At 68.9% G+C, this 23,403-nt stretch carries 27 protein-coding genes and 2 tRNA genes; 6 read left to right on the forward strand and 23 right to left on the reverse strand.

Annotation, left to right across the window (positions count from 1 at the left end; all coding sequences use genetic code 11):
* Positions 1-9: 9 nt before the first annotated feature.
* Both hda and LCC91_RS09905 read right to left on the reverse strand, forming a co-directional pair.
* Positions 10-699, reverse strand: a complete 690-nt coding sequence (hda, locus tag LCC91_RS09900) for a DnaA regulatory inactivator Hda (protein WP_043703731.1) — start codon at positions 697-699, stop codon at positions 10-12.
* Between the two features lie 2 nt (positions 700-701).
* Positions 702-1,802 carry an AI-2E family transporter gene (locus LCC91_RS09905; RefSeq protein WP_052231812.1) on the reverse strand — a complete coding sequence of 367 codons (1,101 nt, stop codon included), beginning with the start codon at positions 1,800-1,802 and terminating at the stop codon, positions 702-704.
* A gap of 85 nt (positions 1,803-1,887) precedes the next feature.
* On the opposite strand from LCC91_RS09905, the gene purM reads away from it, so the two are divergent.
* Complete coding sequence (purM, locus tag LCC91_RS09910) at positions 1,888-2,919, forward strand: phosphoribosylformylglycinamidine cyclo-ligase (RefSeq protein ID WP_043703730.1); 1,032 nt, start codon at positions 1,888-1,890, stop codon at positions 2,917-2,919.
* A 39-nt stretch (positions 2,920-2,958) separates the two neighbouring features.
* Here the strand turns inward: purM and LCC91_RS09915 are convergent, their stop codons facing one another.
* Complete coding sequence (locus LCC91_RS09915) at positions 2,959-3,810, reverse strand: SirB1 family protein (RefSeq protein ID WP_043703729.1); 852 nt, start codon at positions 3,808-3,810, stop codon at positions 2,959-2,961.
* A gap of 4 nt (positions 3,811-3,814) precedes the next feature.
* On the reverse strand, positions 3,815-5,377 hold the full coding sequence (murJ, locus tag LCC91_RS09920; RefSeq protein WP_043703728.1) for a murein biosynthesis integral membrane protein MurJ: 1,563 nt from the start codon (positions 5,375-5,377) through the stop codon (positions 3,815-3,817).
* Positions 5,378-5,414: 37 nt separating this feature from the next.
* Between murJ and LCC91_RS09925 the strand changes: the two genes are divergently transcribed.
* The 5 genes from LCC91_RS09925 to LCC91_RS09945 all read left to right on the forward strand — a co-directional run bounded on the left by LCC91_RS09925 (position 5,415) and on the right by LCC91_RS09945 (position 9,166).
* The gene (locus LCC91_RS09925; protein WP_043703726.1) at positions 5,415-6,272 is read left to right on the forward strand and encodes a 3',5'-nucleoside bisphosphate phosphatase; all 858 of its coding nucleotides are present in this window, start codon (positions 5,415-5,417) and stop codon (positions 6,270-6,272) included.
* Between the two features lie 18 nt (positions 6,273-6,290).
* Positions 6,291-6,926 carry an L-threonylcarbamoyladenylate synthase gene (locus LCC91_RS09930; RefSeq protein ID WP_043703723.1) on the forward strand — a complete coding sequence of 212 codons (636 nt, stop codon included), beginning with the start codon at positions 6,291-6,293 and terminating at the stop codon, positions 6,924-6,926.
* 34 nt (positions 6,927-6,960) lie between these two features.
* Positions 6,961-7,629 carry a site-2 protease family protein gene (locus LCC91_RS09935; RefSeq protein ID WP_043703721.1) on the forward strand — a complete coding sequence of 223 codons (669 nt, stop codon included), beginning with the start codon at positions 6,961-6,963 and terminating at the stop codon, positions 7,627-7,629.
* A gap of 53 nt (positions 7,630-7,682) precedes the next feature.
* Positions 7,683-9,002 (forward strand): tryptophan--tRNA ligase, encoded by a 1,320-nt coding sequence (locus tag LCC91_RS09940; protein ID WP_143897347.1) that lies wholly within the window; start codon positions 7,683-7,685, stop codon positions 9,000-9,002.
* 71 nt (positions 9,003-9,073) lie between these two features.
* Positions 9,074-9,166 (forward strand) — tRNA-Ser (locus LCC91_RS09945).
* A 176-nt stretch (positions 9,167-9,342) separates the two neighbouring features.
* On the opposite strand, the gene LCC91_RS09950 is transcribed toward LCC91_RS09945, so the two are convergent.
* From LCC91_RS09950 to LCC91_RS10040, 19 genes are all read right to left on the reverse strand, one after another.
* Complete coding sequence (locus LCC91_RS09950) at positions 9,343-9,585, reverse strand: hypothetical protein (protein ID WP_143897346.1); 243 nt, start codon at positions 9,583-9,585, stop codon at positions 9,343-9,345.
* Between the two features lie 105 nt (positions 9,586-9,690).
* Positions 9,691-10,077 carry an HGGxSTG domain-containing protein gene (locus LCC91_RS09955; protein WP_143897345.1) on the reverse strand — a complete coding sequence of 129 codons (387 nt, stop codon included), beginning with the start codon at positions 10,075-10,077 and terminating at the stop codon, positions 9,691-9,693.
* The gene (locus tag LCC91_RS09960) at positions 10,074-10,292 is read right to left on the reverse strand and encodes a hypothetical protein (RefSeq protein WP_143897344.1); all 219 of its coding nucleotides are present in this window, start codon (positions 10,290-10,292) and stop codon (positions 10,074-10,076) included. The genes LCC91_RS09955 and LCC91_RS09960 overlap by 4 nt, the downstream gene beginning before the upstream one ends.
* Positions 10,289-11,038 (reverse strand): hypothetical protein, encoded by a 750-nt coding sequence (locus tag LCC91_RS09965; RefSeq protein WP_143897343.1) that lies wholly within the window; start codon positions 11,036-11,038, stop codon positions 10,289-10,291. Before LCC91_RS09965 ends, LCC91_RS09960 begins: the two co-directional genes overlap by 4 nt.
* Positions 11,035-13,857, reverse strand: a complete 2,823-nt coding sequence (locus tag LCC91_RS09970; RefSeq protein WP_143897342.1) for a DUF927 domain-containing protein — start codon at positions 13,855-13,857, stop codon at positions 11,035-11,037. Before LCC91_RS09970 ends, LCC91_RS09965 begins: the two co-directional genes overlap by 4 nt.
* On the reverse strand, positions 13,851-14,078 hold the full coding sequence (locus tag LCC91_RS09975; protein WP_143897341.1) for a hypothetical protein: 228 nt from the start codon (positions 14,076-14,078) through the stop codon (positions 13,851-13,853). Before LCC91_RS09975 ends, LCC91_RS09970 begins: the two co-directional genes overlap by 7 nt.
* A gap of 12 nt (positions 14,079-14,090) precedes the next feature.
* Positions 14,091-14,336: a helix-turn-helix transcriptional regulator gene (locus LCC91_RS09980; RefSeq protein ID WP_143897340.1), complete on the reverse strand. Its 246-nt coding sequence runs from the start codon at positions 14,334-14,336 to the stop codon at positions 14,091-14,093.
* 200 nt (positions 14,337-14,536) lie between these two features.
* Entirely contained in the window at positions 14,537-15,127 is a 591-nt protein-coding gene (locus tag LCC91_RS09985) for a hypothetical protein (protein ID WP_143897339.1), read from the reverse strand.
* A gap of 28 nt (positions 15,128-15,155) precedes the next feature.
* Positions 15,156-15,365 carry a hypothetical protein gene (locus LCC91_RS09990; RefSeq protein ID WP_143897338.1) on the reverse strand — a complete coding sequence of 70 codons (210 nt, stop codon included), beginning with the start codon at positions 15,363-15,365 and terminating at the stop codon, positions 15,156-15,158.
* Between the two features lie 25 nt (positions 15,366-15,390).
* Positions 15,391-16,602 (reverse strand): tyrosine-type recombinase/integrase, encoded by a 1,212-nt coding sequence (locus LCC91_RS09995; protein ID WP_143897337.1) that lies wholly within the window; start codon positions 16,600-16,602, stop codon positions 15,391-15,393.
* A 295-nt stretch (positions 16,603-16,897) separates the two neighbouring features.
* Positions 16,898-16,973 (reverse strand) — tRNA-Thr (locus tag LCC91_RS10000).
* A 133-nt stretch (positions 16,974-17,106) separates the two neighbouring features.
* Positions 17,107-17,568 (reverse strand): ClpXP protease specificity-enhancing factor, encoded by a 462-nt coding sequence (locus LCC91_RS10005; protein ID WP_043703718.1) that lies wholly within the window; start codon positions 17,566-17,568, stop codon positions 17,107-17,109.
* Positions 17,568-18,179: a glutathione S-transferase N-terminal domain-containing protein gene (locus LCC91_RS10010; protein WP_043703716.1), complete on the reverse strand. Its 612-nt coding sequence runs from the start codon at positions 18,177-18,179 to the stop codon at positions 17,568-17,570. Before LCC91_RS10010 ends, LCC91_RS10005 begins: the two co-directional genes overlap by 1 nt.
* Positions 18,180-18,275: 96 nt before the next feature.
* Positions 18,276-19,046, reverse strand: coding sequence for a cytochrome c1 (locus LCC91_RS10015; RefSeq protein WP_043704124.1), 771 nt, complete (start codon positions 19,044-19,046; stop codon positions 18,276-18,278).
* 20 nt (positions 19,047-19,066) lie between these two features.
* Positions 19,067-20,488 (reverse strand): cytochrome b, encoded by a 1,422-nt coding sequence (locus tag LCC91_RS10020; RefSeq protein ID WP_043703713.1) that lies wholly within the window; start codon positions 20,486-20,488, stop codon positions 19,067-19,069.
* Between the two features lie 38 nt (positions 20,489-20,526).
* Positions 20,527-21,126, reverse strand: coding sequence for a ubiquinol-cytochrome c reductase iron-sulfur subunit (gene petA, locus LCC91_RS10025; RefSeq protein WP_058616062.1), 600 nt, complete (start codon positions 21,124-21,126; stop codon positions 20,527-20,529).
* Between the two features lie 126 nt (positions 21,127-21,252).
* Positions 21,253-22,326, reverse strand: coding sequence for a 4-hydroxythreonine-4-phosphate dehydrogenase PdxA (pdxA, locus tag LCC91_RS10030; RefSeq protein WP_052231811.1), 1,074 nt, complete (start codon positions 22,324-22,326; stop codon positions 21,253-21,255).
* Positions 22,326-23,129 (reverse strand): Nif3-like dinuclear metal center hexameric protein, encoded by an 804-nt coding sequence (locus LCC91_RS10035; RefSeq protein ID WP_052231810.1) that lies wholly within the window; start codon positions 23,127-23,129, stop codon positions 22,326-22,328. Before LCC91_RS10035 ends, pdxA begins: the two co-directional genes overlap by 1 nt.
* Before the next feature lie 39 nt (positions 23,130-23,168).
* Positions 23,169-23,315: a DUF3149 domain-containing protein gene (locus LCC91_RS10040; protein WP_185974850.1), complete on the reverse strand. Its 147-nt coding sequence runs from the start codon at positions 23,313-23,315 to the stop codon at positions 23,169-23,171.
* Between the last annotated feature and the right edge of the window lie 88 nt (positions 23,316-23,403).

The following is a 23,403-nucleotide window of genomic DNA, read 5'->3' on the forward strand; positions in this document are numbered from 1 at the left end:
GCCCCCGGGTCATCCATCCGCCGCCAGCATCGCGCGCAGCAGCGGCACGGTGATGGCGCGCTGCGCGCGCAGCGCATAGCCGTCGAGGCGGTCGAGCAGCGCCATCAGACTGGAGAGGTCACGCGAAAAGCGGTTGAGCATGAAATCGATCACGTCGTCCGACAGCGCGATCCCGCGCGCATCGGCCGCACGCCGCAGCACGGCGCGGCGCGCCGGCTCGGTCAGCGGCTGCAATTGGAACACATGCCCCCAGCCGAGGCGGCTGCGCAGATCCTCGCGCAGCGGCAGGTCGGTGGGCGGCCGGTCACCGCTGGCGAGCACGGCCCGCTGCGGCCCCGTGGCCGGGGACTGGGCGTTGACGAACCAGTTGAACGCCGCAGCCTGCTGCTCCGGAGTGTAGTGCTGCACGTCGTCGAACAGCACCGCGGACCACGCCTCGTCGAACGCGCCCGGGTGGCGCACGTCGGGGCTCAGCCAGCCGACCGCCTCGCCGCGCCCCTGCAGCGCCTGCGCGACCGCCTGCAGCAGATGGGTCTTGCCGCTGCCGGCGGGCCCCCATAGGTAGATCGGCACCGGGGCGCGCGGCTGCCCCTGCGCCCAGGCCCGCAGGTGGGTCCAAACCGCCTCGTTGCCGTCGGGAACGAAGTTGCCCAGCGTCGGCACCGGCGCCAGCCCGAGGTCGAGCACGAGCTGCTCCACGCTCACCCCTCCCCGGCCGGGGGCAGCGTCCCGGCATCACCGCGCGCGCGGTACAGCGGGCTGCCGACGTAGAGCCGCTGCAGCCGCCGCACCGCCACCACCAGCACCGCCGACGCGGGCAGTGCGATCAGCACGCCGACGAAGCCGAACAGATGCCCGAACGCCATCAGCGCGAAGATCACCGCGATCGGGTGCAGCCCGATGCGCTCGCCGACCAACCGCGGGGTGAGAAAAAAACTCTCGATCACCTGTCCCAGCCCGTAGACCGCGGCCACCGCGAGCACCCCCACCACACTCTGGAACTGCAACAACGCCGCCAGCAGCGCCAGCACCAGCCCGAGCCCGAACCCCAGGTACGGCACGAACACCGCCAGCCCCGTGAAGACCCCGATCGGCACCGCGAGCTGCAGGCCGACCAGCGCGAGCGCTGCGGCGTAGTACACCGCCAGCACGCCCATCACCAGCAGCTGCCCGCGCAGGTACTGGCCCAGCACGGCGTCGGTTTCGGCCAGAAAGTCCCCGACCCCCGGCCGCCAGCGCGGCGGCACCAGCGCCCGCGCGCGCGCCACGACCGCCTCCCAGTCGAGCAGCAGGTAGTACGCCACCACCGGCATCAGCACCAGGTTGCCCAGCACCGCCAGCAAGGCACTACCGCCGATACGCAGCGACGCCAGCACCCCGTCGAGCAGCTGCTCCTCGTGCCCGCTGATGAGCCGGCGCAGCAGCGCACGCACGCCGTCGATGTCGATCGCCAGGTCGATGCCGTGCCGCTGCGCCAGCGGCACCAGCCACGCGTTGAGCCGCTCCAGCAGCGGGGGTATCTGCTCGCGCAACAGCGGCCACTGGCGTGCCACGACCGGCACGATGATCAGCACCACCGCCAGCAGCACCAGCATCAGCAGCGCGATCGCCACCCCCGCCCCCAACCAGCGCGGCACGCGCCGCCGCGCCAGCCCCTCCACCAGCGGGTGCAGCGCGTAGGCCAGCACCGCCGCGACGACGAACGGCAGCAGCACCGGCGCCAGCAGCGACACCCCCCACCAGCCGGCCACGGCCAAGGCGAGCCACAGCAGGGCGTGACGCTGGGAGTCGGTCAGGGTCATGGGTGGGTGGTGACGACGAGCGGGCGCGGCCCGGTGCGGTGGCGACGCAAGCGCCCCGTACAATCGGGCCGATTCTACCGAGCCCATGAACACGACACCCCTCTCCTACAAAGACGCTGGCGTCGACATCGACGCCGGGGACGCGCTGGTCGAGCGCATCAAACCGCTGGCCCGGCGCACCCTGCGCGACGGTGTGCTGGCGGGCATCGGCGGCTTTGGCGCGCTGTTCGAGGTCCCGCGCCGCTACCGCGAACCGGTGCTGGTCAGCGGCACCGACGGCGTCGGCACCAAGCTCAAGCTCGCGTTCGAGTGGAACATGCACGACACGGTCGGCATCGACCTCGTCGCGATGAGCGTCAACGACGTGCTGGTGCAGGGGGCGGAGCCGCTCTTTTTCCTCGACTATTTCGCCTGCGGCAAGCTCGACGTCGACACCGCCGCGCGCGTCATCGCCGGGATCGCCCGTGGCTGCGAGATCTCGGGCTGCGCGCTCATCGGTGGCGAGACGGCCGAGATGCCCGGGATGTACCCGCCGGGCGAGTACGACCTCGCGGGCTTTTGCGTCGGCGTGGTCGAAAAGTCGCGCATCCTCACCGGCGCGGACGTGCAGGTCGGCGACGTGGTGCTGGGACTGGCCTCCAACGGCGTGCACTCCAACGGCTTCAGCCTCGTGCGCAAGTGCATCGAGCGCGCTGGGGCGAACCTGCCCGCCACGCTCGACGGCCGGCCGTTTCGCGAGGCGGTCATGGCGCCGACGCGGCTGTACGTCAAACCCGTGCTCGCCGCGCTGCAGCAGCACCCGATCAAGGCGCTCGCGCACATCACCGGCGGCGGCCTGCTGGAAAATATCCCACGCGTACTGCCGGACGCCCTGGCCGCCCACCTGGTCAAGGGCAGCTGGCCGCAGAGCGAGCTGTTCGCGTGGTTGCAGCGCACCGCGGGCATCGACGACCACGAGATGAACCGCACCTTCAACAACGGTATCGGCATGGTGGTGGTGGTCGGCGCCGAGCACGCCGAGGCCACCGCAGCGACGCTGCGCGCGCAGGGCGAGACGGTCTACCGCATCGGCACGATCGCGCCGCGCGGCGAAGGCGCGGCGGTCGTCGTCGCCTGATCCGCCCGCTCCGCCACGGGGGCGCGGCTGGCGTGTGGCTCAGGCGCCGCCCTGGCGCAGCGCCTGCACGCGCTGCGCGATCGCCGCGGCCTCCAGCGCGTCATCCGCGTGCAGCAGGTACGCCTCCAGATCCGGCAACGCCCGGCCCGCGTCGCCCAGCTCGGCCCACGCCAGCCCGCGGTCGCGCACCTCGTCCCACGCCTCGGGCAGCAGCACGATCAGGCGGTCCAGCACCGCGATCAGCCGCGGCCAGTCCTCCTGCGTGCGGTGGATTTCCTTCAGGTTGCGCAGCACGCGCGCCACGATGTCGCGCGGCGCCGCCGCCTGCAGGTACAGTCCCACCGGCACGTCGAAATCGTCCACCAGCCCCTGCCGACGCTTGTACGGCTCCAGCCGCTCGGCCAGGTCCTCACCGCTGAGCGACTGCCCGGTGAAGGGGTCGATGACCACCTGCCCCTGCGGCAGGTTGACCTTGACGAGGAAGTGACCGGGGAAGTTGATGCCCGCCGCGCGCAGGCCGATGCCCTGCGCCAGCTCCAGCCAGATCACCGCGAGGCTGATCGGAATCCCCCGCCGCGTGCGCAGCACCGTGTGCAGATAGTTGTTCTCGGGGTCGTAGTAGTCGTTGACGTTGCCGCCAAACCCGAGGTCGTGAAAGAAAAACTGATTGAGCGTGCGCAGCCGGTGCAGATGACCTGCATCCGCCGGCAGCCGCCGGCGCAGCCGCTCCAGCAGCCGGTCCACCCCGTCGAGCACCGACTGCACGTCCAGCTCCGGGTATTCGTCGAGCGCGACGGCGGCCGTCGCCTCCAGCAGCGGAAAGCCCTCGTCCTGCGCCACCAGCGTGGCGAAATAGTCGAGCGCCGACGGGGAACGCGCGGCCCAGTTCATGGCGCTACTTTCGCACAAACTGCCGCAGCCGCAAACCGGTGAGCGCCAGCACCCCAAAGTACACCAGCGCCGCCCCCGCGACGCCGGCCGCGAGCACCGCCGCGCGCTCGACCCGCGCCCCCGGGTGCGTCCACGCATACGCCTGCGCCAGCCACCCCAGGTAGCCCGCCAGCGCCGCCGCGCCGACCAGCACCTGCAGCGCAAAGCGGCCCCACCCGGGCTGCGGGCGGTACGCGCGCCGGCGCAACAGCCCGACGAGCAGCCAGGTCGCGTTGAGCAGCGCCCCGAGCCCGATCGCCAGCGCCAGCCCGGCGTGCGCCAGGTGCGGCACCAGCACCGCGTTCATCGCCTGCGTGAAGAGCAGCACCACGACCGCGATGCGCACCGGCGTGCGGATGTCCTGCCGCGCGTAGTAGCCGGGCGCGAGCACCTTGATCGCGATCAGCCCGATCAGCCCGACCCCGTAGCCCATCAGCGCGACGGCTGTTTGCCGCACGTCCGCGGCCGTGAACGCCCCGTAGTGGTAGAGCACCGCCACCAGCGGCTCGGCCCACAGCAGCAGCGCGACGGCACTCGGCACGGCCAGCAGCACCACGGCGCGCAAGCCCCAGTCCAACAGCCGGCTGTAGCGCTCGGCGTCCTCGGCCGCCTGCGCCGCCGCGAGCTGCGGCAGCAGCACCACGCCCAGCGCCACCCCCAGCAACGCGGTCGGAAACTCCATCAACCGGTCCGCATACGTCAGCCACGACACGCTGCCGGGCGTCAGGTGCGAGGCGATCTGCGTGTTGATCAGCAACGAAATCTGCGCCACCCCGACGCCCAGCAACGCGGGCGCCATCAGCGTGAGGATCCGCCGCGTACCGGGGTGAGACCAGCCGGCGCGCACGCCCGCCACCGTCAGGCGCACGCGCGGCAACACGCCAAGCCGCGCCAGCGCGGGGATCTGCACCGCGAGCTGCAGTAGCCCCCCCAGCATCACGCCGCCGGCCAGCGCGTAAATCGGCTCCAGCCCGGCGCGCGCGAGCAGCGGCGCCCCCCACCAGGCGGCCCCGATCATCGCGACGTTCAGCAGCACCGGCGTGGCCGCCGGCACCGCGAAGCGCCGCCACGTGTTGAGGATGCCGGCGCTGAGCGCCACCAGTGACATGAAGCCGATGTAGGGGAACATCCAGCGCGTCAGCACCACCGCCACGTCGAACCCGTGCGCCGTCTGGCGCAAGCCGGCCGCCATCGCCCACACGAGCAGCGGTGCCGCGACGACGCCGATCACACACGTCAGCAGCAGCGCCGCCACCAGCACCGTCGCCACCCGGTCGATCAGCTCGCGCGTGGCGGCGTCGCCGTCCTTCTCGCGCGTGGCCGCCAGCACCGGCACGAACGCCTGCGAGAACGCCCCTTCCGCAAACAGGCGGCGCAACAGGTTGGGGATGCGAAACGCCACGTTGAACGCGTCGGTCAGGGCGCTGGCCCCGAACGTGGCGGCGATCAGCAGCTCGCGCGCCAGCCCCGTGATGCGCGACGCCAGCGTCCACAACGAGACGACGGATGCGGATTTGAACAGCGACACGGCGCGAGTGTAGCCGCGCCCCTACAATGGACCCGCGATGACCGTTCTCAACGCCGACCTGCACTGCCACTCCACCGTCTCTGACGGCACGCTCGAGCCGGAGGCGCTGGCCGCGCGCGCCCATGCCAACGGGGTGGAGCTGTGGGCGCTGACCGATCACGACGAGGTCGGCGGGCAGCACCGCGCGGCGGCGGCGGCGCGCGCCCTCGGGCTGCCCTACCTCGCGGGGGTCGAGATTTCCGTCACCTTTCTCGGGCGCACGGTGCACATCGTCGGCCTGGGCATCGACCCGGACGACCCGGTCCTCGTCGCAGGGCTGGCCGACACCCGGGGCGGGCGCGAGCGGCGGGCACGCGAAATGGCCGAACAGCTCGCCGCCGTCGGTATCCGCGGCGCGTTCGAGGGGGCGCTGAAATACGTCGGCAACCCCGAGCTGATCTCGCGTACGCATTTCGCGCGCTTTCTGGTCGAAACCGGCGTCTGCCACGACACGCACGAGGTCTTCCGGCGCTTTCTGACCGAGGGCAAACCCGGCTACGTCGAGCACCGCTGGGCCGCGCTGGGGGATGCGGTGCGCTGGATCACCGGCGCCGGCGGCATCGCCGTCATTGCCCACCCGGCGCGCTACGCCTGGGACAACGCGACGCAGGAGTACGCGCTCTTCACCGAATTCAAGGCGCACGGCGGCCGTGCGGTGGAAGTCGTCACCGGCAGCCACACCAGCGCCGAGGCGGTGCGCTACGCCGAGCTGGCGCGCGAATTCGACCTCGCCGCCTCGCGCGGCAGCGACTTCCACAGCCCGGACGAGTCGCACACCGACCTGGGCGCCCTGCCCTACCTCGACGGACGCCTGACCCCGGTGTGGGAACTGCTGGGCGATCGCATCGTGCACTGACGCCCGCCGGCGGCGACCATGGCCCAGTACTTCGAAGTCCACCCCGACAACCCGCAGCCGCGCCTGCTGCGGCAGGCGGCGCAAGCCCTGCAGGGTGGCGCCGTGTTGGCGGTCCCCACCGACTCCAGCTACGCGCTGGTGTGCCACCTCGACGACAAGGCGGCGGTGGAGCGCCTGCGGCGCATCCGGGGGGTGGACGAGCGCCACCACCTGACGCTGCTGTGCCGCGACCTGTCGGAGCTCGCCACCTTCGCGCGCGTGGACAACCGGCAGTACCGACTGCTCAAGGCCGCCACGCCGGGGCCGTACACCTTCATCCTGGAGGCGAGCAAGGAAGTCCCCCGCCGCGTGAGCCACCCCTCGCGCAAGACCATCGGGCTGCGCGTGCCCGACCACCGCGCGCTGCGCGAACTGCTCGCGCTGCACGCGGCGCCGCTGCTGGGCACGACGCTGATCCTGCCCGGCGACACAGAGCCGCTGAACGACCCGCACACGATCCGCGAACGGCTGGAACACGCCGTGGCCGCCGTGATCGACGCCGGCGCCTGCCCCGCCGAGCCGACGACGGTCGTCGACCTCACGCCGATGGGCACGGGCGGTGACCCCGAGGTCCTCCGCGTGGGGCGCGGGCCGCTGGCGCCGCTCGGGCTGTGAGCCGCGCTGGCGGCACCTGCGACAATTCCGCGCCATGGACCTCGCCCACATCATCCAGACCGTTGCCGTCTACGCGCTGCCGGTGTTGTTCGCCATCACCGTGCACGAGGCGGCACACGGCTACGCGGCGCGGCACTTCGGCGACCCCACCGCTGAGCGGCTCGGGCGCATCACGCTCAACCCGCTGCGCCACATCGACCCGATCGGCACCATCGCGATGCCGCTGCTGCTGTACTTCGCCACGGCCGGCGCGTTTTTGTTCGGCTACGCCAAGCCGGTGCCGGTCAACTTCGGCCGGCTGCGGCACCCCAAGCGCGACATGGTCTGGGTGGCACTCGCCGGGCCCGGCGCCAACCTCGCGCAGGCCATCGCCTGGGCGGCGTTCGGCTACGCGCTGGTCGCCGCTGGCATCCAGGAGCCGTTTTTCAACGGCATGGCGCGCGCCGGCGTGCTCGTCAACATCGTAATGTTCGCGTTCAACCTGTTTCCGCTGCCGCCGCTGGACGGCGGGCGCATCCTGGTCGGGCTGCTGCCGCTGCGCCAGGCGATGGCGCTGTCGCGTATCGAGCCGTACGGGTTTTTCATCGTGCTGGCGCTGGTCATCACCGGCGTCGTGAGCACGCTGTGGCTGCGTCCGCTGATGCAGCTCACCGCGCAGGCAATCGAAGTGCTGCTCACCCCGCTGCGCTGGCTGCTGTTCTGACGCGCCGCCGCCGCGTCCTCTCCCGTTTCGTCCATCCACCGTTCGCTGCTGCCATGAACGTCCGCGTCCTCACCGGCATCAAACCGTCGGGCACCCCGCACCTAGGCAATTACGTCGGCGCCATCCGCCCCACCGTGCGCGCCAGCCGCGAGAGCGGCATCGACAGCTACCTGTTCCTCGCCGACTACCACGCGCTCATCTCCACGCACGACCCGGCGCGCGTGCAGCGCTCGACGCTGGAAATCGCCGCCACCTGGATCGCCTGCGGCCTCGACCCGGAGCGCGTGACGTTCTACCGCCAGTCCGACATCCCCGAGATCCCGGAGCTCACGTGGCTGCTCGCCTGCGTCTGCGGCAAGGGGCTGCTCAACCGCGCCCACGCGTACAAGGCCGCCGTGGATAAGAACACCGCCGAAGGGCGCGACCCGGACGACGGTGTGACCATGGGGCTGTTCATGTACCCGGTGCTGATGGCCGCCGACATCCTGATGTTCAACGCGCACCGGGTGCCCGTGGGCCGCGACCAGATCCAGCACATCGAGATGGCGCGCGATCTCGCGTCCAGCTTCAACCACCTCTACGGTCCGCACTTCACACTGCCGGAGGCCGTGATCGACGAGCAGGTCGCCACCCTGCCCGGGCTGGACGGGCGCAAGATGAGCAAGAGCTACGACAACGTCATCCCGCTCTTTGCCCCGCGCGAGCAGCTGCGTCGGCTCATCATGGGCATCGTCACCGACTCGCGCGCGCCGGGCGAGCCGAAAGCCACCGACGGCTCAGCGGTCTTCCAGCTCTACCAGGCCTTCGCCACGGCCGAGGAAACCGCCGCCTTCGCGCGCGACTTTGCCGCCGGCATCGCGTGGAGCGAGGCCAAGGAGCGGCTGTTCGAGCGCATCGACCGCGAAATCGCGCCGATGCGCGCCACCTACGACGAGCTGATGGCCCACCCCGCGCGCGTCGAGGCGATGCTGCGCGCCGGTGCCGCCAAGGCGCGCGCCGAAGCGACGCCCTTCATGGCCCGCCTGCGCGCCGCCGTCGGCCTGCGGCCACTGGACACCCTGGCCACGATGGTCACCGCGATGGGTACTGCCACCTCTTGGGGCACCGCCACCGCCTCCACCGCGCCTGCGAAGGCCGCGCCGCCCGTCTTCAAGCAGTACCGCGAGGCCGACGGGCGCTTTTATTTCAAGCTCACGGACGCCAAAGGCCACGTGCTGCTGCAAAGCACCGGCTTCGACAGCCCGAAAGACGCCGGACAGGCCGTCGCACGGCTGAAGGCCGAGGGCTGGGCTGCCTGCGCCGACTTGCACGGCGCGGTCACGGCAGCGGCCGAAGCCGACAAGATCGAGGCCGCGCTGGCCCGGTTGCGCTAGGCCTGATCCTGACACGGCCCCGGCCTGGAGCCGGCCGGCGGGCCTGCTACAATAATAGGCTTATCGACCGCGGAGAGATGGCAGAGTGGTCGAATGCGCCGGACTCGAAATCCGGTATACGGGTCTTCCCCGTATCGAGGGTTCGAATCCCTCTCTCTCCGCCAGACAGATCACGCAAGCCCATGATTTCATGGGCTTTTTTCTTCTGGTTGCGCGCCGGTTCTTACTGCCGTTCTTACTGGCGCGCGGCGCTAGGGGCCCCGCCACGGCGCGCAGCCGCCCCAAGTTGCAGGCCGGTTGCAGGCTGCAACCTCCGGGGTTGCACCCCCGGCCTCCCCGGTCACCTCTTGCGCGCAGGCAGCCAGTCCAATGGCGGCGGCGGCTCTTGGCCTGCGCCGATGGCAAGGGCACAGCGCAGCAGCTCGGTCTGCCAGCCGGTCATCCAGCAGCGCGGCCAGATGGCCTCCACCAGCTCGGGTTCAGTTTCCAGCAGCACGGCAGCGGCACGCACGAAGCGCGCCGCATCCTGCGGCGTGCCGATCACCACGTTGTCGGCTTCCTCGATGGCTTGCTCTGGGGTCATGGCGCGGATTGTCTGGGAAGCGCCGCGCCGCGGGGGTGGGTGTTCTGCACCCCACCCCGGTTTTTTTGCCGCTTGCGGCGGTAACTTTGGCGCTAACTTGCGGCGCTAACTTCCTGCTGGGCCCCTGCGCCGGTTGTCGGCGGCGCGCAGCCTGCCCCGCGCCAGCGCTTCCAGCGCCCGCTGCCTGCCCTCCGGTGTCTTGGGGCCCGTGCTCAGGCCACCGTGGAAGCGGCAGCGCCCGCCCGCTCCATCGCCCAGCGCGATGCAGGGCAGGCCACGGCGGTTCTTCGCCATGCACAGCCCGCAGCCGTTGCGCTGCGCTTTCTCGGCAGCATGGCGGGCCTTTTCAGGCTCCACCCCCAGCGCCACCAGCCGCTGCGCCAGATCGGACGCGGCCTTGCGGGCCTGTCGCTTGGTTGCGATGGCATCCACCATCGCCTGCAATTGCAGCAGTCGTTGCGCCGCCGCTTTCGGTAGGCTGCGCTCGATCATGGGGCCACTCCGGGGGTGGCATCGTCCGGCCAGCCCCGCCGTGGGGGCAGCCCGATTCGGATGCGGAAGCGGTCAATGGCCTGCATGTCCGCGTCAAACTCCGCCGGGGTCTGATGATGGGCGCAGCAGGCGTTGGGCTGGGCCGCATCGTAGATGCCGTTGATGCAGCCCCATCGGGCATCGTAGGCGCAGCAGTTGGCGCACGTTCGTTTCATGGTTGCCGTCCTTCGGATAGGGGCGGGTTGACCGATGCTGCAAACCCCGTGCAGCGGTGCGGCAGCGCCACCAGCTCCACGGGCAGCGCCAGATGTTGCACGGCGCAGCGCCAGCGGCTATCGGCCCCGGCGCGCAGGTGCGCACAGGTCACGCACGGCACGCGGTCATCACCGCAGCGCCTGCCCCAGTGCACCACGTCCGCCAGCCGCTCGGCTTCGGCCTCTTCCATGCCCAGCGCCAGCGCGCGCGCCTGCACCGCGGCCATGCGCCCGATCTCTTCCTCGCTGGCCGGGCTCCAGTCGCGCAGCCGCTCGGCTTGGTAGGGGTGCGGGGTCTGCGTGATCGCGCTTGGGCCGGGCGTCTGCTGGCGCTGGGATGCCGGGCCGGGCAGATGCGCGTAACGCGCCCACAGGTCGGCACCGGCGGGGCAGCGCTGCCCGTAGCCCCGGCCAGCCGCAGCGCAGATGGCGCAGGCCTCAGCGTGCCGCCGGTAGGCGCGGTCGGCAGCCTGCCATGCGTCGGCACCGGCCGGTGCGCTGGCGGGGGCGGAATTCGATTCCGGCCCTTGGCGCTGGGGCGCTTTGCCGCGCGCATCGCTTGCGTTTGTGTTGTTTGGCGGGGTTACCGGGGTAACAGGGGTTACATCGTTGATTTTGTTGGTGGTTTTCGTAACCTCGGACGGTTGCGCCGGGGTTACAGGGGTTACAGCCGCGCGCCTTGCCCGCAGGTAGTCCCGCAATGTCATACCTGCTCCCCCAGCCGCTCGGCGTAGATGCGGTACACCTTGACGGTGCGCCCGGCAATCCGCATGCAGCGCTGGCGCTTGCCGTCCTCCCCCGGCGCGTCGGCAGCCCCGGCCTGCACCAGCGCGTCATAGGCGCGCTGCTTGTCGTAGCCTCGCACGGCCTCCGCGAAGCCGTCCGCCGTGAACAGGAAGATGCGCTCGCCGCTGCTGCCCGTTGTCCACCAGCCCGCACGGTCACGCACAAGGTGGCTTTCGGGGGCGTCGGTGGCCGAGAATCGGGCGTCTGCGTGCCGGTCAATGAAGGCGGCCACCTGCTCCAGAATGCGGCGCTGCTCATCGCTGCCGTTGCCGCGCTGCGCGCCCCAGAGCTCAAAGCCCAGCGCGGCAGCCTTCACCGCTGCGCCTTCGGGCCAGCCGGTCAGCCCGTACTCGGTGGCAAGCTCGCCTGCCAGCGCCAGCAGCGCAAAGCGGTTGGCGGCGCGGTGCTGCTGCCCGTGCGCGCCTTGGGCGGCAAATTCCGGCAGGCTGCGGATGGTGTCGAGCAGCTCTGCATGGTTTTCGGTATCGTGCGTCAGTCGATCAAGGAACGCGCGGCCCGCATGCCCGTAGTGCCGGTTGGCGGCTTCCTTGATGGCGTCAGCCAAGGCGCGCGCATCCTCAAAGCCGTGCAGCTCGTCGAACGCTCCATGCTGGCGCGCCACGGGCACATCCAGCAGCCGCACGCTCTGCCCGGCCTTGGCTTTGATACCGACTTCCTGCATGGATGTGGCGATGGTGCGCTCGCCGTTGGACAGCACAAAGCAGCGCCAGCGCCGCAGGCTGCGCGCCGCTCCGGTGCGGCTGGCGCGCGCCTTGCCGGTGCCGTTGGTCAGGGCATAGACGATCAGGCCGATGTCGCGCGGCTCGCACTCGCTGATTTCATCCAGCGCCAGCAGCCCGTCGTTGAACAGCACGGCGGCACCTTCGATGCCGTTGGCGGTGGCGCGCCAGCTTCGCTTGAACGCCGGGCCGCCCCAGACGCTGCGTGCGGCTTCCAGCAACGTGGTCTTGCCGGTGCTGGAGTCGCCAACGAAGTGCAGCCCGCCGCCTTCGGCGTTGCACCGGTGCAGCAGCGGGCCAGCAAAGGCAGCGCACAGCGCCAGCATCAGCAGCGGGTTGCCAACAGCGCGCGCGGCAATGGCATCTCGCCAGCTCTGCAGGTTGCCAGCGGTGGCGTAATCGGCCAGCAGCGCCTCTTCGCTTTGGAACACGACGTCTTGCGCGCCGGGGCCAATGACCGCATCGGGCAGCACGAAACACCCCCGGTGCCAGCCCACCTGCTGCACGCAGGTGACGCTGCGGCGCGGATGCTGGCTTTGCAGGTACACATCCAGCAGGTGGCGCGCGTGCGGGTCGATTTCCACCCCCAGCGACAGCAGCACGCCCCGCAGCTCATCACCTCGGCCTGCCAGCATCGCCATTGGCATGCTCCACTCCCGCCAGCGCCCGTGCGTGTTGCGCAGCCGCAGCAGGCGGCCATAGTTGGCGTCGTGATCGTCTGATGCTACGGCCACCACGTGCAGCGGGCTGCATACCCACGTGTCGGTCAGCACCGGCGGGGCCTCCCCCTTGCCGGGCTTGATGCCAAAGTGCCACACGCCGGGGCGCAGCCGCTGCCCGCCGGGGCGCTGCACCCAGTCGTCGAACACCTTGAATGCGGGCCTGCCCTCTTCGCCCGGCACCGGGTCAGCGCCGTCTGTAACCCCTGTAACCCCGGCTTCGGGCTGCGGGGTTACGGAAAACTCGTTGTGAATCAACGGTGTAACCTCTGTTACCCCGGTAACCCCGTCTTGGCGATCAAACGCAATGTCTGCACGCGGTTGCGCGGCCTCAAAGCACGCGGCCACCGCCTGCAGCCCGGCCAGCTGGTGCAGGTCGTTGAAGTCTTTAGCCTTGTCGGGCCGATCCGCAGGGAACCTTGGCACGGCCAGCAGCGCGCCAGCCGCGCGCGCCGCTGCGCTGGCCTTGGTCAGGCCGGGGTTGCCCTCTTTGCGCCAGTCATCATCGGCGGCCACGATCAGCCGCGCATCGGGGTACTTGGATCGCAGGGCAAGGGCCACCGGCTCCAGATTGCCCGCGTTGAAGGCCACGGCCACGGCGCATCCGGTGGCCTCATGGATGCTGGCTCCCGTGGCGTAGCCTTCGCAGACGATCAGCACGCCTTCAGGCTTGCCGATGGCGTGATAACAGCCGGTGCGCCTGCCGCCCAGAAGCCCTTTCTTGTCTTCGCTGTTTCGCGGGTTGATCCGTTCGATGTTCCAAAGCTTGCCGCCCGCATCCCGCATGGGCACGATCAGGTAACCGTCGGCCTCCACCTTCACGCCGTAGGGTTTCACGCCCTTGGCGCTCAGGTAGGGATGCTCTGCGGTGGCCGGGGCTGCTGCCTGCCAGCGCCGGGCCGCCACCTGTGCGGCTTGCTGCTGGCGCTGCGCCGTGTCCGCATCGCGTTGCTGGCGCATGGCTTGCAGCTTTCGCCGGTAGGCTTCGCGCTCTGCCGGGGTCATGGCTTCCCGGGTCTTGCTGCACCATCGGCGCTTGATGCCGCTGCGCCAGCAGCCGAAAGCGCCAGCCGGTACGCCGTCCAGATGCAGCACGTACCAGCCCGCATCGTCGCCACGCTTGCCGTCGCTGGCAAAGCGGCGCAGCTTGCCATCGGGGATGATGTCATCCGGTGGCGTCAGGCCAGCGGCGGCAATGGCATTGCGGAAAGCCTCCACCGGGTAAAGCCGGGGGGCGGGCAGGCTCGATAGCGCCCCGGTGCAGCTCGCATCGATCAGCATGATGCGCCCCCCTGCTCAATGCCGTAATGGGCTTCCAGACGATCCAGAATGGCGTTGATGTAGCCCAGCCGGTAGGCAATGTCGTAGTACGGATCGCGCCCCGGGAGTTGGCAGCCGCTGGCGCTGGTGGCACAATCCGGGGTGCCGAACGCATCCCCGAGTTGTTCCGGCAGCCCCGGCCCGGTGCCGGGGTTTTCTTTTGGGGTCGGATGTTGCTTCATGCCGCCCCCCTTTCAGTCTTTGGCCTCAGCGCTCAGGCGGCGCATGGCCTCGATCAAGTCCCCGGCGCGCCAGAATGCGGCGCGGCCAATGTGCACCGGACGGGGTAGCTTGCCCTCATTGATTAGTGCGTGAAACTTGGTCACGCCAATGCGCAGCAGCGGCGGATGGTGGCGCGTGCCTTCGAGAATGTCGCGGCGGCGCAGCATGGCATCCGGGTGCCATGCGGCGGCGGTTTGCTGATGTTCGCGGATTTGCATGCGTGCACTCCTGTGGCGGAAGTGCGTGCATTGCACCCTCAAGAACGGAAGCCGTGAAGATGGGCGGGTTCAAAAAACTTGCCCACCGCAGCCTGCGATCCCAGCCACCCCCCACAGCCTAATCCACCCACCCCGGGGGTGGGTGGGTGCGGCCCGTGCGGGCATAAAGATGCTGAACAATCAATGGGTTATGGGGTGGGTTACCCCGGGGTCTTCGGGGCTCCGCCAAACTGCCAGTTGGCTACCTTGGCAACCTCTTCGATGCCTTGCTCGTTCGGGCTGCCGTCTTCCTTGGTCAGGCCAAACTGCGCGGCGTGTTCGCGCAGCCACTTTTTCAGCGTTTCTTTCGGGCTGCGCCCGGCCACCTCCCCGGCGGCCAGCCATGCAGACACGGCGGCGGCCAGCTTGGGAGCGTAGCGGGGATGCTCCGGATTCATGTAGTCCGGCACTTTCGCATCGTGGAAGAAAAACCCATTGGTGACGCCACGTTGACGCAGCCAGTCGCGCAGGGATTCCACCTCAACGGTAGATTGGTTTATGTTGTTGAATGGCACCCCGAACCCGTCAGTATCTACGAGAATTTTGCCTTTCAGCCTATCGGCTTCCAGTGCACGGAAAATTGCGGTCTTTGCGGCCATGTATCTGGTAAATGTTCCGTCAGCTTTGTAGAAACCGGCATTTTCTACACTATCCACTTCTGCCGGATCAGCTCCGGCAATCAGGCATGCGGCCTCTTGGACAGTCAATGTTTCGCACAGCCGCCAAAGCGCCAAGTTGTCGTCCTCTTCCATGTTTGCATCCCCCTGCGAATCGAAGACATCAAACGCACCGGCAATCGTGGGCTCCGTCGGCAATGGCAGCCGCGATCTCATCGGCCAGCTCTGACGCCACAGCAAGCCCAGCCACGATGTCGCTGGCGCTTTCTGGCGCGACTTGCGCCGCCTGCGGGTCAAAGCCCATCGATACCAGCCCGAGAATGGCCCGCACGTCGCGGATGGCTTTGGCGGCTGCGCGTTGCTGTGACTGCATGGCTTTCCTCCTTGGTTGATCGGCCTCACGATGCAAGGGCCAGCCTAATCACCCGCCCCGTGCCGGTGGCGAAGTCCGCCCATGCGCTCATCAGTTCGCGGCGGCGCTCGAACAGATCGGATCGCTGGTAGGCGGCCTCCACCTTGTCCGCGTTGACGTGCGCCAGCGCCGCCTCGGTCACGCTGCGGGGGTAGCTTGTCTGCTCCTCTGCCCACGTGCGGAATGCAGAGCGGAAGCCGTGCACGGTCACGCCGGGTGCGATGGCGTGCAGCGCCTTGCTGACGGCCACGTCCGACAGCATCCCGCCACGGGCACCCGGAAACACCCAGTCCGCATCCGTGCGGCGCATCTTCTGTGCAGCGCGCAAAACTTCCAGCGCCGCAGCCGACAGCGGCACCCGGTGGGGGCGCGCAGCCTTCATGCGCTGCGCTGGTATCGTCCACGTCGCCGTGCGCAGGTCGATTTCCTCCCAGCGGCACCCCCGCGCCTCGCCGCTGCGCGCTGCCGTCAGGATGATGAAGCGCAGGCACAGGGCCGATGCGCGATCCTGCTGCTCCAGCGCGGCCATGATGCGCGGCACGTCGGCGTAGTCCGCAGCGGCATGGTGTTGCCGTGCGGCCACCTTGCGCGCAGGCGGCAGCACCTTATCCAGTACCCCTTTCCAGCGCGCCGGGTTGCGCGCGCCGTCGCACAGCCCGTGCACGGCGGCGTAGTCCAGTACCGCTTCGATGCGCTGGCGCAGGCGCGTTGCGGTTTCGGTCTTTTCTGCCCACAGCGGCACAAGAATGGCCTTGATGTCAGCCAGCGTGATGTCCGCCGGGGCCTTGTGGCCGATCACCGGAAAGGCGTAGTCCCGCAGCGTGTTGGCCCATTGCTGCGCATGCTTGGGGTTGCGCCAGCCGGGGCGCTTGGCTTCGATGAGCTCTTCGGCGCAGTCGGCAAACGTGCGGCGCTTTTCGGCCTCGGTGCGCGGCAGCAGCTGCGCCGGGTCTTTGCCGTCGGCAACGGCGGCGCGCATGGCCTCTGCCAGCTTGCGGGCCTGCGCCAGCGTGCGGCTGTGCAGCGGCCCCAGCCCGATCTCACGTACCCGCTGCGTTGCCTTGTCCCGGTAGCGGAACACCCAGCTGCGCGCTCCGCTGGCCTTCACCCGCAGGTACAGGTTGCCGCCATCGGCGTGAAAACCCGGCCCGGCAGTCTGCACCGCACGGGCCGAAAGAAGGTGTAACCGGGCCGCCATGTTCGCACTCCGCCTAACTCCAGTTCTTACTCGCGATCTTACTCGCTGGCGCGGATTTTGGCGAACTTCGGCAAACATCAGCAAACGATGATGCTTGCAAATGTCTGTGAAAAATAGTGGTTTTCGGACGGTGGCGAACGGCCATGAACTACGGTTCGGCTGCCTCTCTCTCCGCCAAAAATGCAAAAAGCCGTTGCTTTGGCAACGGCTTTTTTGTTGGTCCCGGGCAACGACACCCAAACAGGCCGAAGAAGCAGACGCCCGGGACGTTGGGCAAGAACGTGGACGAAAGCGCTGGTGCCGCTTGTCTGACTCGAACAGACGACCTACCGCTTACAAGGCGGGTGCTCTACCAACTGAGCTAAAGCGGCGAGGACGACGCAGAAAAACGGGCGACACCCCCTGCACCGTCGATGCAACGTCACGCGGGCGCGGTGACATCGTCATCACGGATTGTAACCGCCCACATGCCCGCCGCCCCCCGATGGGGCCAGCGCGGACCGGTCACTTGACGCGCTTGAGCGCGGGGCGCTTGCCGCCGCCACCCGACGGCTTGTCGGGGCCGTCGCTCGTGTCGACGGCGTGGAGCTTTTGCCCCGCGTCCGGCGCGGCGTCGCCAGAGGCGGCGGCCGGCTCGGCGGGTGCCGGTGCTGGGAACGCCATGCCCTGGCCGTTCTCGCGCGCATAGATCGCGATCACGTGGTCGATGGGGATCACCACCTCGCGCGCGACGCCACCGAAGCGGGCCTTGAAGGTGACGAAGTCGTTGCCGATCTGCAGGCCGCTCGTCGCCTCGTAGCCGACGTTGAGCACGATCTGGCCGTCGCGCACGTACTCGCGCGGCACTTGCACGCGCTCGTCGACCGCGACCACGATGTAGGGCGTGAACCCACCATCCGTGCACCACTCGTGCAGCGCGCGGATCAGGTACGGCCGCGTCGACGGCAGGCCGGCGTCGCTGTCCATCACTTGCGCATCACCTTTTCGGAGGGCGTCAGCGCCTCGATGTACGCCGGACGCGAGAAGATGCGCTCGGCGTACTTCAGCAGCGGCGCGGCGTTCTTGTTGAGCTCGATGCCGTAGTGATCGAGGCGCCACAGCAGCGGTGCGATCGCCACGTCGAGCATCGAGAAGTTGTCGCCCATCATGTATTTGTTTTTCAGGAACACGGGCGCGAGCTGCGTCAGGCGCTCGCGGATGTGGGCCTTGGCCTTCTCGATCTGCTTGTCGGTGGGCTTCGGGCTGCGCTGCTCCAGCACCGACACGTGGGTGAACAGCTCCTTCTCGAAGTTGAGCAGAAACAGCCGGACACGGGCGCGGTCGACCGGGTCGCCGGGCATCAGCTGCGGGTGCGGAAAACGCTCGTCGATATATTCGTTGATGATGTTGGACTCGTACAGAATCAGGTCGCGCTCCACCAGGATCGGCACCTGACCGTAGGGGTTCATCACCGCGATGTCCTCCGGCTTGTTGTAGAGGTCCACGTCGCGGATTTCGAAGTCCATGCCCTTTTCGAACAGCACGAAACGGCAGCGATGCGAATACGGGCAGGTGGTGCCCGAGTACAAAACCATCATGGTGTGCTGGCTCCTCGACAAAGCAAAACAGTGGGTGGCCACCCCAGGGCTGGCGCACCCACTGCACGAACCGGACGGCGCCGGATCAGATAAGGGTTATTTGACGTCTTTCCAATAGGCCGCGTTCAGGCGCCAGGCGATGACCGTGAACACGCCCAGGAAGATCATCACCCACACCCCCAGGCGGATGCGGTCGTTCTTCGCGGGCTCGCCCATCCACTCCAGAAACGCGACGAGCTCGGCGACCGTGCGGTCGTACTCGGCTTCGGTGAGCTTGCCGGGCTTGACCACCTCCCAGCCGCGGAAGACCTCGGTCTCGTGGCCGTGGCTGACGACCTTCTCGAAAATAGGCTTGCGCTCGCCCTGCAGCTCCCACAGCGGGTGCGGCATGCCGATGTTGTGGAAGGCGACGTTGTTCCAACCGGTGGGGCGGTTCGGGTCACGGTAGTACCCGCGCAGCAGGGTATACAGATAGTCCGTGCCGCTGTAGCTGAGCTGCGCCGCGCGAGAGCGCGCCACCAGCGACAGGTCCGGCGGCTGCGCGCCGAACCACGCCTTGGCCTGCTTCGGATCGATCGCGGCGATCATCTGGTCCCCCACCTTCTCGGTGGTGAACATCAGGTTTTCCTTGATCTGCTTCTCGGTCAGACCGATCTCGGTCAGCCGGTTGTAGCGCACGAACGACGCCGAGTGGCAGCTCAGGCAGTAGTTGACGAAGATCTTGGCACCGTTTTGCAGCGCCGCCTGGTCGTTGGTCAGGCGCGGGGCCTTGTCCATCGGGAAGCTCGTTCCCGCTGCGTGGGCCGCGCCCACCGCGCCAAACACCGCACCGAGGGCCAGCAGACCCGTGGCAATCCATCGCTTCATGGGGTTGGTCTCCTGCAACATCAGTGGGCGTGGAAGGTGACGCGGGCGGGCACGGGCTTGAACTCGCCCAGCCGGCTCCACCACGGCATCAGCAGGAAGAAGCCGAAATAGAAGAGCGTGCCCACCTGCGAGACGCGCTCGCCCACCGGCGACGGCGGCAGCACCCCCAGATAGCCCAGGATCAGGAAGTTGATCACGAACAGACCGTACAGGTACTTGTTCCAGTTCGGCCGGTAGCGGATCGACTTGACCGGGCTCTTGTCCAGCCAGGGCAGGAAGAACAGGATGACGACGGCGCCGCCCATCACGACCACACCCCAGAACTTGGCGTCGATGGTCAGCATCAGCGCCGACAGCACGACCGCGCCGCCGACGATGCCGGCCTTGGCGACCGCACCGCCGTTGGACTTCAGCGCGGCGAGCAATCCGGCGACGAGCACCACCGCCACGAGCACGTACATCATCTCGGACGTGGTGGCGCGCAGCATCGAGTAGAACGGCGTGAAGTACCACACCGGGGCGATGTGCGGCGGCGTCACCATCGGATCGGCCGGGATGAAGTTGTTGTACTCGAGGAAGTAGCCGCCGAACTCCGGCGCGAAGAAGACGATCGCCGAGAACGCCATCAGGAACACCGCCACGCCGAGGATGTCGTGGATGGTGTAGTACGGGTGGAACGGGATGCCGTCGAGCGGCTTGCCGTCCGGCCCCTTGGTCGCCTTGATCTCGATGCCGTCCGGGTTGTTGGAGCCGACCTCGTGCAGCGCGATGATGTGCGCGACCACCAACCCCAGCAGCACCAGCGGCACCGCGATCACGTGGAAGCTGAAGAAGCGGTTGAGCGTCGCGTCGCTGACCACGTAGTCACCACGGATCAGGATCGCCAGGTCCGGGCCGATGAAGGGAATCGCCGAGAACAGGTTGACGATCACCTGCGCGCCCCAGTAAGACATCTGGCCCCACGGCAGCAAGTAGCCCATGAAGGCCTCGGCCATCAGCGCGAGGAAGATCGCGCAGCCGAAGATCCACACGAGCTCGCGCGGCTTGCGATACGAGCCGTAGATCAGCCCGCGGAACATGTGCAGGTACACGACGATGAAGAACGCCGACGCGCCGGTGGAGTGCATGTAGCGGATCAGCCAGCCCCACGGCACGTCGCGCATGATGTATTCGACCGACGCGAACGCAACCGGCACACCGGCGCTGTTGAGCGAGGCGTCGGGCTTGTAGTGCATCACGAGGAAGATGCCGGTGACGATTTGGATGACGAGCACCAGCATCGCCAGCGAGCCGAAGAAATACCAGAAGTTGAAGTTCTTCGGCGCGTAGTACTCGGACATGTGCTCCTTGTACATCTTCGACAACGGAAAGCGGTTGTCGATCCAGGTCAGGAGCTTTTCGCCGCGCGACGCGTTGGGAGGGGCTTCCTTGAACTCGGCCATGGTGGTTCCCTAGAGCTGGATTGCGGGTTGCCGTCGCCTCAGGCCTTGGGCGGGTCTTCGCCGATCAGCACCACGGTGTCCGACACGTAGTGGTGCGGCGGAATTTCCAGGTTGTCCGGCGCGGGCTTGTTCTTGAAGACACGGCCCGCGAGGTCGAAGGTCGAGCCGTGGCAGGGGCACAGGAAGCCGCCCTGCCAATCGTCCGGCAACGACGGCTGCGGGCCGGGCTGCAACTTGTCCACGGGCGAGCAGCCGAGGTGCGAGCAGATGCCCACCGCGACCAGGTATTCGGGCTTGATCGAGCGGTGCCGGTTCTTCGCGTACGGCGGCGTGGGGTAGGCCTTGCGGTCGGAGTTGGGGTCCGCGAGCTGGGGCTCCACCTTTTCGAGCGACGCCAGCATCTCGGGTGTGCGGCGCATGATCCACACCGGCTTGCCGCGCCACTCGACGACCATCTTCTCGCCCGGCTGGAGCTTGGAGACGTCGACTTCGACCGAGGCACCCGCGGCCTTGGCGCGCTCCGACGGGGCGAACGAGCTGACGAAGGGAACCGCCGCAGCGACCGCGCCGGCGCCGCCCACGGCGCACGACGTGATCAGCCAAGTCCGGCGGTCTTGGTCCAGGGGGGCTTCGCTCATGGGGAGGACTTTCGTAAAGCGAGGAACAAAACGCCGGCCACGGACGCCGCGCGTGCCCGCGCCGACCCCGTGCCCGTGATCCCCATCATTGTAAAGGACTCGCCGCGCGCGCTGCCTTGATGCGGGTCAACCGGCGGGGGTGGGCGCTGAACCGGTCCGCGCGGCGGCCGACCCGCACGCCGAGAGGGCCGCCTCCAATGCGGCGATCAGGCTGCCCGGGTCGGCCCGCCCCTGGCCCGCGAGGTCGAAGGCCGTGCCGTGGTCCGGGCTGGTGCGGACAAACGGCAGGCCCAGCGTCGTGTTGACCCCCCGATCCAGGCCCAGGTACTTGACCGGGATCAGCCCCTGGTCATGGTACATCGCGATGACGACGTCGAACGCGCCGGCGCGCGCGCGCATGAAGACCGTGTCCGGCGGGTGCGGGCCGCTGACGCACCAGCCTGCGGCGCGCGCGCGTTCGACCGCCGGGGCGATCGCGTCGATCTCCTCGCGGCCGAACAGCCCACCTTCGCCGGCGTGCGGGTTGAGCCCCGCCACCGCGATGCGGCAGCGCGGCCAGCCGAGCCGCTCGGTGAAATGCGTGTGCGTGATGCGCAGCGTCTCCCACACGCGCTCGGCGGTGACGGCTTCGATCGCCTCCCGCAACGACACGTGGATGCTGACGAGCACCGTGCGCAGCTCGTCGTTGGAGAGCATCATGCGCACGGGCAGCTGCGCCGGCGCACACCCGAGGTGCCGCGCGGCCACGGCCTGCAACAGCTCCGTATGCCCCGGCACGTCCAACCCCGCGGCGGCCAGGGCGGCCTTGTTCAGCGGCGCGGTCACGAGCGCCGCTACCTCGCCACGCAGCGCCGCCTCCGCGGCCAGGATCACGGCATCGGCCGCGGCACGCCCCGCCGCGGCACTGACGGCGCCGAAGGGGGGCAGCGCCGCCAGCGACACCGCAGGCCACAGCGGAATGCAGCGCGGCGGGACGTCGCGCGCCTGCTGCGGCCCGTCGAGCACCGCGATCGGCAGGGCACCGCCGGTGACCTGGACCGCGCGGCGCATCACCGCCAGGTCGCCGATCACGACGCAGCGCGCCGACCACTCGGGGCGGCGGCGAAACACCTCCGCGATGATCTCCGGCCCGATGCCCGCAGCGTCGCCCATCGTGAGGGCGACCGGCGCATCCGGCGCGGCGCGGCGGGTGGTGTCCATCAGGCCGGGTTGTCGATGTCGATGAAGCGGTGCTCGAGGCCGAGCTGCGCCGCGACGTGCGCCCCCAACGCCGGCGCGCCGTAGCGTTCGGTGGCGTGGTGCCCGCAGGCGAGGAAGGCCACGCCGCACTCGCGCGCCAGGTGTGCCTGCGGTTCCGAAAGCTCGCCGGTCAGGAACGCGTCCACGCCGGCGGCGATCGCCGCCTCGAAATACCCCTGCGCGCCGCCGCTGCACCAGCCCACGCGCCGGATCGGCCGCCCGTCACCGGGGATGCAGGTGACGGCACGACCCAGCACCGCCTCGACCCGCGCAGCCAGCGCCGCCGCGTCGGGCGCGTCGCACACGCCGAGAAAGCCGAGCTGCTGCTCGCCGAAACGCCCCCACGCCCCGTCGGCCAGCGGCGCGAAGCCGAGGCGCTGGCCGAGCTGCGCGTTGTTGCCCAACTGCGGGTGCGCGTCCAGCGGCAGGTGGTAGGCAAACAGGTTGATGTCGTGCGCCAGCAGGCGCTGCAGCCGGCCCTTCATCCAGCCGGTGACGGTGCCGCGCTGGCCGCGCCAGAAAAGCCCGTGATGCACGAGGATGGCATCGGCCCCGGCGTCGATGGCGGCCTCGATCAGCGCCAGGCTCGCCGTGACGCCGCTGACCAGGCGCCGCACCTGTGCCCGCCCTTCGACCTGCAGGCCGTTGGGGCCATAGTCCTGAAAGCGTGCGGGCTCCAGCAGCGCGTCGAACGCGCCGAGCAGCGCCTCACGGCTGACTGCGGCCGGGCGGGCGGCCGCAGCGGGGGATTCGATCGCGGTCATGGGCGGATTGTCGCACCGCCCACGCAGCCCGGCGCCGCGTCAGGATTTGCCGGATGCGCGCGCCGACTCCTCGATCTTTTTCGTGAACATGCGGTAAAAGAACATCCCCATGCCCAACATGAAGACGATCACCCCCAGGCTCATGAGGCCGTAGTCGGTCGAAAAAAGGTCCACAATCGCTTTCATGCGCCACTCCTGTGCGGTTCACGACACCCTCCATTGGAAAGCGGACCTGCCGCGGGCGCTTTGACCCATATCAACCCTGCTACCCAAA

It is taken from the genome of Tepidimonas taiwanensis (assembly GCF_020162115.1).
Classification (GTDB): Bacteria; Pseudomonadota; Gammaproteobacteria; order Burkholderiales; family Burkholderiaceae_C; genus Tepidimonas; species Tepidimonas taiwanensis.

Coding starts and splice junctions, on each gene's coding strand:
- LCC91_RS09905 (WP_052231812.1), bottom strand. CDS start 1,802: ATGACCCTGACCGACTCCCAGCGTCACGCCCTGCTGTGGCTCGCCTTG.
- purM (WP_043703730.1), top strand. CDS start 1,888: ATGAACACGACACCCCTCTCCTACAAAGACGCTGGCGTCGACATCGAC.
- LCC91_RS09915 (WP_043703729.1), bottom strand. CDS start 3,810: ATGAACTGGGCCGCGCGTTCCCCGTCGGCGCTCGACTATTTCGCCACG.
- LCC91_RS09925 (WP_043703726.1), top strand. CDS start 5,415: ATGACCGTTCTCAACGCCGACCTGCACTGCCACTCCACCGTCTCTGAC.
- LCC91_RS09930 (WP_043703723.1), top strand. CDS start 6,291: ATGGCCCAGTACTTCGAAGTCCACCCCGACAACCCGCAGCCGCGCCTG.
- LCC91_RS09935 (WP_043703721.1), top strand. CDS start 6,961: ATGGACCTCGCCCACATCATCCAGACCGTTGCCGTCTACGCGCTGCCG.
- LCC91_RS09940 (WP_143897347.1), top strand. CDS start 7,683: ATGAACGTCCGCGTCCTCACCGGCATCAAACCGTCGGGCACCCCGCAC.
- LCC91_RS09950 (WP_143897346.1), bottom strand. CDS start 9,585: ATGACCCCAGAGCAAGCCATCGAGGAAGCCGACAACGTGGTGATCGGC.
- LCC91_RS09955 (WP_143897345.1), bottom strand. CDS start 10,077: ATGATCGAGCGCAGCCTACCGAAAGCGGCGGCGCAACGACTGCTGCAA.
- LCC91_RS09960 (WP_143897344.1), bottom strand. CDS start 10,292: ATGAAACGAACGTGCGCCAACTGCTGCGCCTACGATGCCCGATGGGGC.
- LCC91_RS09965 (WP_143897343.1), bottom strand. CDS start 11,038: ATGACATTGCGGGACTACCTGCGGGCAAGGCGCGCGGCTGTAACCCCT.
- LCC91_RS09970 (WP_143897342.1), bottom strand. CDS start 13,857: ATGCTGATCGATGCGAGCTGCACCGGGGCGCTATCGAGCCTGCCCGCC.
- LCC91_RS09975 (WP_143897341.1), bottom strand. CDS start 14,078: ATGAAGCAACATCCGACCCCAAAAGAAAACCCCGGCACCGGGCCGGGG.
- LCC91_RS09980 (WP_143897340.1), bottom strand. CDS start 14,336: ATGCAAATCCGCGAACATCAGCAAACCGCCGCCGCATGGCACCCGGAT.
- LCC91_RS09985 (WP_143897339.1), bottom strand. CDS start 15,127: ATGGAAGAGGACGACAACTTGGCGCTTTGGCGGCTGTGCGAAACATTG.
- LCC91_RS09990 (WP_143897338.1), bottom strand. CDS start 15,365: ATGCAGTCACAGCAACGCGCAGCCGCCAAAGCCATCCGCGACGTGCGG.
- LCC91_RS09995 (WP_143897337.1), bottom strand. CDS start 16,602: ATGGCGGCCCGGTTACACCTTCTTTCGGCCCGTGCGGTGCAGACTGCC.
- LCC91_RS10005 (WP_043703718.1), bottom strand. CDS start 17,568: ATGGACAGCGACGCCGGCCTGCCGTCGACGCGGCCGTACCTGATCCGC.
- LCC91_RS10010 (WP_043703716.1), bottom strand. CDS start 18,179: ATGATGGTTTTGTACTCGGGCACCACCTGCCCGTATTCGCATCGCTGC.
- LCC91_RS10015 (WP_043704124.1), bottom strand. CDS start 19,046: ATGAAGCGATGGATTGCCACGGGTCTGCTGGCCCTCGGTGCGGTGTTT.
- LCC91_RS10020 (WP_043703713.1), bottom strand. CDS start 20,488: ATGGCCGAGTTCAAGGAAGCCCCTCCCAACGCGTCGCGCGGCGAAAAG.
- petA (WP_058616062.1), bottom strand. CDS start 21,126: ATGAGCGAAGCCCCCCTGGACCAAGACCGCCGGACTTGGCTGATCACG.
- pdxA (WP_052231811.1), bottom strand. CDS start 22,326: ATGGACACCACCCGCCGCGCCGCGCCGGATGCGCCGGTCGCCCTCACG.
- LCC91_RS10035 (WP_052231810.1), bottom strand. CDS start 23,129: ATGACCGCGATCGAATCCCCCGCTGCGGCCGCCCGCCCGGCCGCAGTC.
- LCC91_RS10040 (WP_185974850.1), bottom strand. CDS start 23,315: ATGAAAGCGATTGTGGACCTTTTTTCGACCGACTACGGCCTCATGAGC.